Raw genomic sequence first — 221 nt, 5'->3', positions numbered from 1 at the left:
GGTGGACTCCCCCTCCACCCGCACCAACATCCCCGGCGTGTTCGCCGCCGGTGACGTGGTGGACCACACCTACCGCCAGGCCATCACCGCCGCCGGCACCGGCTGCTCCGCCGCCCTGGACGCCGAGCGGTACCTGGCCGCCCTGGTCGACGCTCCCGAGAAGCACGTCGCCGAGCCGGAGAAGACCGACGAGGCCGCGGCCGCCGCCGCCCTCTGACGAC

Annotated in this window: 1 pseudogene; it reads left to right on the top strand. The window is 75.1% G+C overall.

What is annotated here, in order from left to right:
- Positions 1-217, top strand: a pseudogene (locus IF47_RS0127310) (thioredoxin-disulfide reductase); the annotation flags it as partial.
- Between the last annotated feature and the right edge of the window lie 4 nt (positions 218-221).

Origin of the sequence: Streptomyces megasporus (genome assembly GCF_000718985.1) — a bacterium.
Taxonomy (GTDB): domain Bacteria; phylum Actinomycetota; class Actinomycetes; order Streptomycetales; family Streptomycetaceae; genus Streptomyces; species Streptomyces megasporus.
The sequence above is the reverse complement of the archived record's forward strand: the minus strand, read 5'-3'. Positions and strand labels throughout refer to the sequence as shown.